Below are 10,277 nucleotides of genomic sequence, written 5' to 3'. Positions count from 1 at the left end.
CCTGGTGTCCCAGGATTCGGGCACCATCGAGATCAACGGGAAGTCCCTGCGCGAGTTGCGCGACACGAAGCGCGAGATCGGCTTCAGCCTCGGCGCGTTCGCCCGCAACCCGAAACACACCGCCGCGCAACATCTGCGCTGGCAGGCGCGCTTGGGCGGCATTCCCGACGCCGAGGTGGCCCCGCTGCTCGAACGGGTCGGCCTGGAGAAGGTCGCCGGTCGTCAGGTCGGCAAGTTCTCCTACGGCATGCTGCAACGCCTCGGGATCGCCTCGGCCCTGCTGGGCGAACCGCGCACGCTGGTCCTGGACGAACCGGCCAACGGGCTCGACGTCGAAGGCACGCTGTGGCTGCGCGAACTGCTGACGGGGCTGGCGGCGTCGGGCACCTGTCTGCTGGTCGCCTCGCACGCGCTCACCGAGGTCGAGATCACCGGCGACCGCATCATCGTGATGGGCCGCGGCGCGGTGCTCTCCGACGCGAGCCGCGAGGAGACCGTCGCGCTGGGCTCCGAACCGCGCAGGCTGGAATCGGCCTATCTCGACATCACCCGCACCAGCGTGGAATACGCGGCGAACGGAGGTCGGCGGTGATCGCCACCCCTGTGCTGCGCTCGGTCCGCAGCGAACTGGCCAAACTGTCCTGGCGCAGCGGACTCTGGTACACGATCGTGCCGTTGGCGGTGCTGATCCCGTTGGGTCTGAACTTCGGGATCGCCAAGGCCGTCGAGGCGAGCAAGTTCGACGGCGGCGGCGGGATGGACACCGACAACGCCGCCTACTGGATCATCGTGTTCTCCACCTTCATCCTGATGTCGGCCGGCGTGACCTCGCTGTGCGCGGAGTACAAGGACAACACCGTCCAGATCGCCTACGGGATCCAGCCGCGGCGCTGGCTGCTGCCGGTCGCCAAACTGATCGTGTTCGGGGTGATCTCCGCGGTGACCGCGGCGGTGACCACCGTGATCGTGCTGGCGGGCTTCCCGCGCGTGTTCCCCGACATCTGGGGCCGGGTCGAGTTGTTCTCGGCCGAGGGACTGCGCCTGTGGCTGGGCATTCCGCTGCTGACCGTGCTGGTGTGCGCGCTCGGCCTGGGCCTGTCGGCGCTGATCCCCAAACCCGCGGTCGTCGTCACGATCGTGCTGTTGTGGAAATTCGGGCTGGAGGTGTTCGTCACCTTCATCCCCGGCGAGGTGGGCATGACGTTGCAGGAGTGGTCCCCGTTCAAGAACGGGGAACTCGGCGTCGGCCAGATGGCGACCTTCGACAGCGTGTTCGGCGGGGAGAACGGTTCCCTGTTGTACTTCGCGGTGCTGTGCGTGGCGGTCTTCGTCGCGGGCACGGTGCGGTCGTCGGTCCTGGACATGAAGAACGACCAGTGATGTCGCGCGGGATGCGATCGGGAGGACAGGCGACCCATGGCTCGTAGAGGTTTCCAGGGGGCGGTGCTGACCGCCTTCGGCGTGCAGTACCACACGGCCACGGTGCTGCGCACCGAACAGACCACGCCGCGCATGCGCCGGGTCTGGTTGACCGCGCCCTCGCTGTTCACCGAGATCAGCGTCGAACCGACGGCGTGGCTGCGGTTCTGGTTCCCCGACCCGCAGGGTTCGGAGACCGAGTTCCAGCGCGGCTACACCATCGCCGAATACCGCCCCGACAGCGGGGAATTCGCGGTGGACTTCGTCCTGCACGAACCCGCGGGCCCCGCGTCGGCGTGGGCGGTCGCGGTCCAGGGCGGGGAGACCGTCGAGGTGACCTCGTTCGGGTCCAAGAACTTCGCCGTCGCCGAGGATCTGCCCGCGGGCTACCTGCTGATCGGCGATTCGGCCTCGATCCCCGCGATCAACTCCATCCTCGCCGCCGTGCCGCCCACCGTGGCCGTCGAGGTCTACTTGGAGAAGCATCACGACGACGATCTGCTCATCCCGCTGACGCCGCATCCGCTGGCGCGCACGCACTGGGTGCCGCGCACCGCCGAATCCGCGCTCGCCGAGGCGATCGAGCAGCGCGACTGGTCGAACTGGTACGCCTGGGCGGGCCCGGAATCCAAGTCGCTCAAGCACGTTCGCACCCGCCTGCGCGACGATTTCGGCTTCCCGAAGGCCGAGATCTACGCGCAGGCGTACTGGGTGCACGGTCGCTCGATGGGCAAGCAGCGCGACGCCGCCGAACGTGAGGCCGAACTCGGCGCGGCCGGGACAACGACGCCCGAGACGACGACACCCGGGGTCGAGACCATCCCCGCCGCCGCGGCCCCGGTCGCCCCCGCGCCCGTCACCGAAGGCGCGCCACGGCGCGGCAGTTGGCGCTCGCAGGCGGGCGGCAGGCTGTTCGCCGAACTGCGCACCAAGCTCTATGTCGCGGGGTTCCTGCAATTCGTCCTGACCCTGCTCCAGCTCGCCCCCTACGTCCTGCTGGTGGAGTTGGCCCGCGAACTGCTCGCGGGCGGCGAGGAATCCAGGCTATGGTCGCTGGGGCTGTGGGCGCTGGCGCTGCTGGGCGCGGGGACGCTGCTGGAATCGCTGCTGCAACTGTGGCTGCACACCGTCGACGCTCGCTTCGAGCGCGACCTGCGCGGACGGCTGCTGACCAAACTGTCGAAACTGCCGCTGGGCTGGTTCACCGCGCGCAGTTCGGGCCAGGTCGACAAACTCGTCACCGGGGACACGCTGTCGCTGCACTACTTGGTGACCCACGCGGTCACCGACGCCGTCGCCGCGATCGTCGCGCCCCTGTCGGTGCTGGGCTACCTGTTCTGGGTGGACTGGCGACTGGGGCTGGTCCTGCTGGTCCCCGTGCTGGCCTACGTGTTCACGATGCTGACGATGATGGCCTCCTCGGGGCCGAAGATCGTGCAGTCCCAGCGCTGGGCCGAGCGGATGAACGCCGAGGCCGTCTCCTACATGGACGGCCAACCGGTGATCCGGGTGTTCGGCGGTTCGGCGGCCTCGCCGTTCCGGCGCAGCCTCGACGAGTACATCGGGTTCCTCGACGACTGGCAGCGACCGTTCGTCGGCAAGAAGTCCGCGATGGACCTGATCACCCGCCCGGTCACCTTCCTGTGGCTCATCGCCGCCGTCGGCACCGCGCTGATCGTCGCCGACCGGCTCGACCCGGTCGACCTGCTGCCGTTCCTGTTCCTGGGCACCACCTTCGGCTCCCGCCTGCTGGGGATCGGCTACGGCCTGTCGGGGCTGCGCGAAGGCATGCTTGCCGCGCGCAACATCCAGGTCGCCCTGGACGAGGGCGAACTCGCGGTGCGCCCCGCGACGGCCGCGAAGGAGGCGGCCGCGCCCGGCCTGGTCGAATTCGACGCGGTGAGTTTCGGATACCGCACCGGGGTCCCGGTGGTCGACGAGGTCACGCTGACCCTCGCACCCGGCACGGTGACCGCCCTGGTCGGTCCCTCCGGCGCGGGCAAGTCGACGCTGGCCGCGCTGGTGGCCCGCTTCCACGACCTCGATCACGGCGCGATCCGCGTCGGCGGCCGCGACATCACCGAACTGACGCCGGACGAGCTCTACACCCGCGTCGGCTTCGTCTTCCAGGACGCCCAGTTGGTGCACGGCACCGTGCGCGAGAACATCGCACTGGCCGTGCCGGACGCGAGCGAGGCCGCCGTCGAGCAGGCGGCCCGCGACGCCCGCATCCACGAGCGGATCCTGCGGTTGCCGCAGGGGTACGACACCGTCCTCGGCGCGGGGACCACGCTCTCGGGCGGCGAACGGCAGCGGCTGACCATCGCGCGCGCCCTGCTCGCCGACACCCCGGTGCTGATCCTGGACGAGGCCACCGCCTTCGCCGACCCGGAATCGGAATACCTGGTGCAGCAGGCCATCGACCGGCTGACGGCGGGGCGGACCGTGCTGGTCATCGCGCACCGCCTGCGCACCGTCACCGGCGCCGACCGGATCGTGGTGCTCGAGGGCGGCCGGGTGAGCCAGAGCGGCACGCACACCGAACTGCTCGCCGTCGAGGGACGCTACCGGCAGTTGTGGGACGCGGCGGCCCTCGCCGTCGACACGAAGGAGATGGCCCGATGACGAGCACCCTGTCGATCCTGCTGCCCGCCGGGCAGCGCGCTCGCTTCGGGCGCTACCTGGCGCTGACCGTCGTCTCGACGCTGCTGCGCGCGGTCGCGGTGGTGGTGATCGTCCCGTTGGTGTCGGCGCTGTTCGGCGCGCGACCCGAGGACGCGTGGCCCTGGGTCGGCGCGCTGAGCGTGGCCGTGGCGGCGGGTTGGGTGGTGGACTCGGTCGCCTCGCGCATCGGCTTCGACATCGGCTTCCGCATCCTGGACAACGCCCAGCGCGACGTCTCCGCGCAGGTGGCGCGAATCCCGTTGCGCTGGTTCACCGAGGACAACTCGGCCACCGCGCGCCGTGCGATCGCCACCACCGGTCCCGACCTGGTCGGCCTGATCGGCTACCTGGTGACGCCGATCATCCAGTCGGTGCTGCTGCCGATCGCGATCGGCGTGGTGCTGCTGCCGATCTCCTGGCAGCTCGGTCTGGTCGCGCTGCTCACCGTCCCGCTGCTGTTGGGCGCGCTGCTGGCGGCGGGCGCGATCAGCCGCGAGGCGGACCGGGTGAGCAAGGTGACCAACAGCGCGCTCACCCAACGGATCATCGAATTCGCCCGCACCCAGGCGGCGTTGCGGGCGGCGCGGCGGGTGGAGCCCGCCACCGGACAGGCGGGCGCGGCGCTGGCCGCCCAACACGGCGCGACGATGCGCCTGCTGCTGCTGAACATCCCCGGCCAGGTGCTGTTCAGTATCGCGAGCCAGGTGGCGCTGCTCGCGCTGGCGGGCACGGTGGCGTGGCTGGCGGTGCGCGGCCTCGTCGACATCCCCGAGGCGATCGCGCTGATCGTGGTGGTCGTGCGCTTCCTCGAACCGTTCGGCACCCTGGGCGATCTCGCGCCCGCCATCGAGACCAGCCGCAACACCCTGCACGACATCCGCACCGTCATCGACGCGCCCGGCCCGGTCCTCGAGGCCACCGAGCGGGACGCGCCCGGCGAGGCGGCCGCGGTGGTGGAACTGCGCGAGGTGGAGTTCGCCTACGACACCGAGACCGGTCGGACGCCGGTGTTGCAGGGCTTGGACATCCGGTTCACGCCGGGCGAGATCACCGCGATCGTCGGCCCTTCCGGCGCGGGCAAGAGCACGGTGCTGGGTCTGGTGGCCGGTCTGGAGCAGCCGAATTCGGGCAGCGTCGTGGTCGACGGGGTCGATCTGGGCGGCCTGGACTCCGCGCACCGCTGCACGCGGGCCAGTGTGGTGTTCCAGCAGCCCTACCTGTTCGCGGGCACCATCCGCGAGAACGTGTTGGCGGGTCATCCCGAGGCCGATGAGGAGCAGGTGGCCGCGGCCCTGCGCCTGGCCAGGGTGGACGAGTTCGCCGGGCGCCTGCCCGACGGCCTGGACACCGTGGTCGGCGAGGCGGGGACCGCGCTGTCCGGCGGTGAGCGGCAACGGGTCTCGATCGCGCGGGCGCTGCTCAAGCCGTCCTCGGTGCTGCTGGTCGACGAGGGCACCAGCGCGTTGGACGCGGAGAACGAGGCGGCGGTGGTCGCGGCGATCTCCGACGATCCGCACCGACGCACCCGCATCGTGGTCACGCACCGACTCTCGACCATCGTGGGCGCGGACCGGGTGCTGTTCCTCGAGGACGGGCGCGTCGTGGAGCACGGCACGGTGGCCGATCTGCGCGCGGCGGGTGGACGATTCGCCGAGTTCTGGGCCCATCAGCACGACGCGGCCGAGTGGCGGCTGGGCGCGGAATCCGTTCCCGCGCGGGACTGAGATCGCGCCGTGTGTGGCCCGAGGGCCAATCCTGGGCAAGTAACGGATAAATCGGTCGGCTACGGTAATTTCGCGAACAGATTTCGTCCTTTGGGCAATCGATAGGCTATCGATTCGACGGGGTTGCCCTGAAGTCGCGACGGTCTGCGGCGGGCGCGGTGACCGCATGTCTCGACGCGACGTGAGCCGAATCGGGCCGACATCGAGCATCACTGTTCAGCAGGTGTTTTCGCTATTCTGTAGCGCGTGGCGCCGCCTTGCTCCGGCGATGTCCTCCGAGGTTCGCGGCGGTGTTCGTCACATCGCATCCGTCTTGTTTTCGTGTTGCTGTCGGTTATGCTCGACGCGGTTAGCTTACCCTAATTTATTAGGCTGGGCTAATGGTCGATTTGTCCGATATGCGAGAGGCGTTCTGATGGTGGTTACTCGTCCGGAGGCGAGTACGGATGTGAATGTCCGCGCGGAAGTCGGTAAGGCGCTGGGGCTCTCGCTGGAAGATCTCGGTCCCGACGACGATCTGATCACCCAGGGGCTCGACTCGCTCCGGATGATGCGTCTGGCCGGACAGTGGCGCAAACGCGGCTTCGACATCGATTTCGCCCGCCTCTCGGCCGCACCGACCCTGCGGGCCTGGCACGCGCTGCTGCACGCCGACTCCGCCGAGGAGAGCGGTCGGGCCGAGCGGAACGACACGCCCGCAACCGATTTCGCCGTCCCTTTCGACCTCGACACGGCCTTCCCGCTCGCGCCGATGCAGCACGCCTACTGGATCGGCCGCTCCGCCAGTCACGCCTTCGGCGGCGTCGCCGCCCATCTCTACATCGAATTCGACGGCGCGCGAGTCGATCCCGACCGCTTCCGCGCCGCGGTGACCGCCCTGCTGGAGCGGCACCCCATGCTGCGCGTGCGGGTGCTGCCCGACGGCACCCAACTCGTGGGCTCCCCGCATCCGGAGGCCATCGCCGTGCACGACCTGCGCGCGTGCACCCCGGAACAGGCGGCGGCCACCCTGGAACGCCTGCGTCGCGAGGGCACCCACCGCGCGCTGCCGATCGAGGACGGCGCGGTCCTGCGCGCGGAGGTGACGCTGCTGCCCGACGGCGGCGCGCGCGTGCACCTCGACGTCGACATGATCGCCGCCGACGCCATGAGCTACCGCGTCCTGGTCGACGATCTCGCGCGGCTCTACCGCGGCGAGACACTGCCCCCGCTGGGCGTGAGCTTCCCCGCGCTGTCGGCGGCGCGCACCGGGCGCGGCGCCCGGCCCGAGGACATCGCCTGGTGGCGGGAGCGGATCGCGGATCTGCCCGGCGCGCCGGAACTCCCGCTGGTCGAGGCCGCGACGCGGGGTGCTGTCGAGCCCGCGACCGTGCGCCTGCACCACGCCATCGACGCCGCCGACCGGGCGCGCCTGGAAGAGCACGCCCACCGTCGCGGGGTCACCCCGGCGGCCGCGGTGGCCGCGGTGTTCGCCGAGGCCGTCGGCGCGTACTCCGCCGTACCGCGCTTCCTGCTGACCGTGCCGCTGTTCGACCGCGATCCGGTGCACCCCGACGTGGATCGGGTGGTCGGTGATTTCACCTCCTCGATCGTCGTGGCCGTCGACCTCACCGAATCGCGGACCCTGACCGAACGCGCCGAGGCACTGCGGATCTCGATGCACGAAGCCGCCGCGCACGGCAGTTTCGGCGGTCTGGACGTGCTGCGCGAACTGAGCCGCGAACGCGGTGAGCCGGTGGTGTCGCCGGTGGTGTTCACCAGCGCGCTCGGCCTCGGCGAACTGTTCACCCCCGCGGTGACCGACGTGCTGGGGCAGCCGTCGTGGATCGTCTCGCAGGGGCCGCAGGTCCTGTTGGACGCGCAGGTCACCGAACTGGCGGGCAGTCTGCTGCTCAACTGGGACGTGCGGGCCTCCGACCTCGAACCCGGCACCGCGCGCGCGATGTTCGACTACTACGTGCACCTGCTGGACCTGCTCATCGCGGGTGAGTGGGACCGCCCCGCCCCGGACCCGGTCGCCGAGCGGGTGCGCGCCGAACGCCTGGCGGTGGAACGGCCGCTGCCCGCGACCGAGTTCTTCGACGGCACCCTGCACGGCCGGTTCCTCGCCGCGGCCGCCGAGCGCGGCGACGCGCCCGCGATCATCGGCGCGCGGCGGACCTGGTCGCACACCGAGGTCGCCGAGCGGGCCCGCCGCGTCGCGGGCGCGCTGCGCGAACGCGGGGTGCGCCCCGGCGACACCGTGATCGTCGACCTGCCCAAGGGCGGCGAGCAGGTGCTGGCCGCGATCGGCGTGCTCACCGCGGGCGCGGTGTACGTGCCGCTGGCCCCGACCCAGCCGAAGGCGCGCCGCGAGCGGATCGCGTCGGTGGCCGCGCCCGCCGCGATCCTCACCGATCGAGCCGACGCGTGGCCGGACGCGGCCGACCGGGTGGTCGACCTCGCCGCCGCGCTCGACGCGCCACCGGTCGACCCGGCCCCGGTGTCCACCGACGATCTGGCCTACGTCCTGTTCACCTCCGGGTCCACCGGTCTGCCCAAGGGCGTGCAGGTGCCGCACCGCGCGGCCGTGGCCACCCTCACCGATCTCACCTGCCGCTACGATCTCGGCCCGGCCGATCGCAGCCTGATGGTGTCCTCGCTGGAGTTCGACCTGTCGGTGTTCGACGTCTTCGGCCTGCTCGCCGTGGGCGGCGCGGTCGTCGTTCCCGACGACGACGCCGACACCAGGGTCGACACCTGGGCGGCACTGCTGCGTGAGCGCGCGGTGACCGTGCTGAACTGCGTCCCGTCGATCCTGGGCATGATCCTGGACCTGGTCGAGGTGCCCCCCGCGCTGCGGGTGATCATCATGGGCGGCGACAAGGTCGACGTATCGCTGCTGACCCGGGTCGCCGCGCAGTCGCCGCACTGCCGGGTCGCCGGACTGGGCGGCACCACCGAGACCGCCATCCACTCCACGGTGTGCGAGGCCCCCGACGTGCCCGCGGGCGCGCGCTTCGTCCCCTACGGCGTCCCGCTCGACGGTGTGCGCTGCCGGGTGGTCGACAGCGTCGGCCGCGACCGTCCCGACCTGGTGCCCGGTGAACTGTGGATCGGCGGCGCGGGCGTGGCCGACGGCTACCGCGGCGATCCCGACCGCACCGCCGACCGCTTCGTCACCCACGAGAACCAGCGCTGGTACCGCACCGGCGACGTGGTGCGCTACCTGCCCGGCGGCTTCCTGGACTTCCTCGGGCGCGCGGACCACCTGGTCAAGATCCGCGGCTACCGCGTCGAACTCGGCGAGGTCGAGGCGGGTCTGCTCGGCCTGGCGGGCGTGAGCGCGGCGGTGGCGTGGTCGGACGGCCGCGAACTGCGCGCCGCCGTCGCGGCGGCGGATGCCGACGCGGGCGAACGTCTGCGCGCCGACCTGGCGCGCGTGTTGCCGCCGCACATGATCCCGCGCACCGTCGCGGTCCTGGCCGAACTGCCGTTGACCGCCAACGGGAAATACGACCGCGCCCGCGTCCGCGCGCTGGCCGTGCCCGAGGACCGCGCCGCCTCCGTCGCGCCGCGCACCCCGGTGGAATCGGCGCTGGTCACCGTCCTGGAACACATCCTGCCGATCCGCCCGATCGGCGTCACCGACGAATTCCTGGCCCTGGGCGGCGATTCCGTGCTGGCCACGGCGTTCGTGGCGCAGGTCCGCCGGTGGCTGGACACCCCGGGGCTCACCGTGGCCGAGCTCTTCCTGCACCGCACCCTCGCGGGCTTGGCCGAACGCCTGACGGCGTTGGAGGGCGAGCGGGTCGAGCGGGTCGCCGGCGTCTTCCTGGAGGTCGCGAACCTGTCGGAGGACCAGGTGAGCGCCGAGATCGACCGCACGGGAACGGCTCCCGGCTACGACCTGCGCTCACGGCCGATGGAGATCGCCCGTGACACGGCGCTGGTGCACGGCTGGCTGACCGACCCCAAGGCCGCCTACTGGGGCATGCTGAACAGCACCCCGGCCGAGGTCGAGGACCTGATCCGGCACGCCGCCACCGTCGGCGGCGACCCCCGCTACGGCCTGCGCCTGGGCTACTTCCAGGACGACCCGCAGTTCCTGTTCGAGCTGTACAACCCGGCGGTGGGCGATCTGGCCCAGCCCGGCACCGGATACACCCACGTCGCGGGCGATGTCGGCATGCACCTGCTGGTCGCCGGCAGCGAACGCCGACTGCCCGGATTCACCGGCGCCGTGATGCTGCACATCATGCGGACCGCGTTCTTCGAGATCGGCGCGGACCGCGTCGTGGTCGAACCGGACGTGCGCAACCTCGACGTGCAGCGACTCAACGCCGCCGTCGGATTCCGCGTCGCGGGCGACTATCCCGTGGCCGACAAGATCGCACGGCTGAGCTATTGCACCCGCGCCGAGTTCCTCCGGGTGACCGACGGCGGCCGCCGTCTCGGCGATCCCGACGACCGGCGTTCCGAGATCTGAGA

General features: G+C 71.1%; 5 protein-coding genes and 1 pseudogene. All 6 read left to right on the top strand.

The features are described from left to right. A partial coding sequence (locus ON30_RS15690; protein ID WP_040707926.1) for an ATP-binding cassette domain-containing protein occupies positions 1-592 on the top strand: 592 nt, incomplete at its 5' end. Then, positions 589-1,380 (top strand): ABC transporter permease, encoded by a 792-nt coding sequence (locus tag ON30_RS15685; RefSeq protein ID WP_245554068.1) that lies wholly within the window; start codon positions 589-591, stop codon positions 1,378-1,380. The genes ON30_RS15690 and ON30_RS15685, both read left to right, overlap by 4 nt. 36 nt (positions 1,381-1,416) lie before the next feature. Then, a complete protein-coding gene (locus ON30_RS15680; protein ID WP_040707916.1) occupies positions 1,417-4,044 on the top strand; it encodes an ABC transporter ATP-binding protein/permease in 2,628 nt (875 codons plus the stop codon). Beyond that, a complete protein-coding gene (locus tag ON30_RS15675) occupies positions 4,041-5,807 on the top strand; it encodes an ABC transporter ATP-binding protein (RefSeq protein WP_040707915.1) in 1,767 nt (588 codons plus the stop codon). Before ON30_RS15680 ends, ON30_RS15675 begins: the two co-directional genes overlap by 4 nt. 415 nt (positions 5,808-6,222) lie before the next feature. Then, positions 6,223-9,660: pseudogene (locus tag ON30_RS15670) on the top strand (non-ribosomal peptide synthetase); the annotation flags it as partial. Between the two features lie 51 nt (positions 9,661-9,711). Continuing rightward, positions 9,712-10,275, top strand: a complete 564-nt coding sequence (locus ON30_RS41095; RefSeq protein ID WP_245554069.1) for a GNAT family N-acetyltransferase — start codon at positions 9,712-9,714, stop codon at positions 10,273-10,275. Positions 10,276-10,277 lie beyond the last annotated feature (2 nt).

Source organism: Nocardia takedensis NBRC 100417, assembly GCF_000308695.1.
Taxonomy (GTDB): Bacteria; Actinomycetota; Actinomycetes; order Mycobacteriales; family Mycobacteriaceae; genus Nocardia; species Nocardia takedensis.
The sequence above is the reverse complement of the archived record's forward strand: the minus strand, read 5'-3'. Positions and strand labels throughout refer to the sequence as shown.

What these genes read in the sequence shown, in the direction of transcription:
- ON30_RS15680 (WP_040707916.1), top strand. Translation starts at nt 1,417, where the DNA reads ATGGCTCGTAGAGGTTTCCAGGGGGCGGTGCTGACCGCCTTCGGCGTG.
- ON30_RS41095 (WP_245554069.1), top strand. Translation starts at nt 9,712, where the DNA reads ATGGAGATCGCCCGTGACACGGCGCTGGTGCACGGCTGGCTGACCGAC.
- ON30_RS15675 (WP_040707915.1), top strand. Translation starts at nt 4,041, where the DNA reads ATGACGAGCACCCTGTCGATCCTGCTGCCCGCCGGGCAGCGCGCTCGC.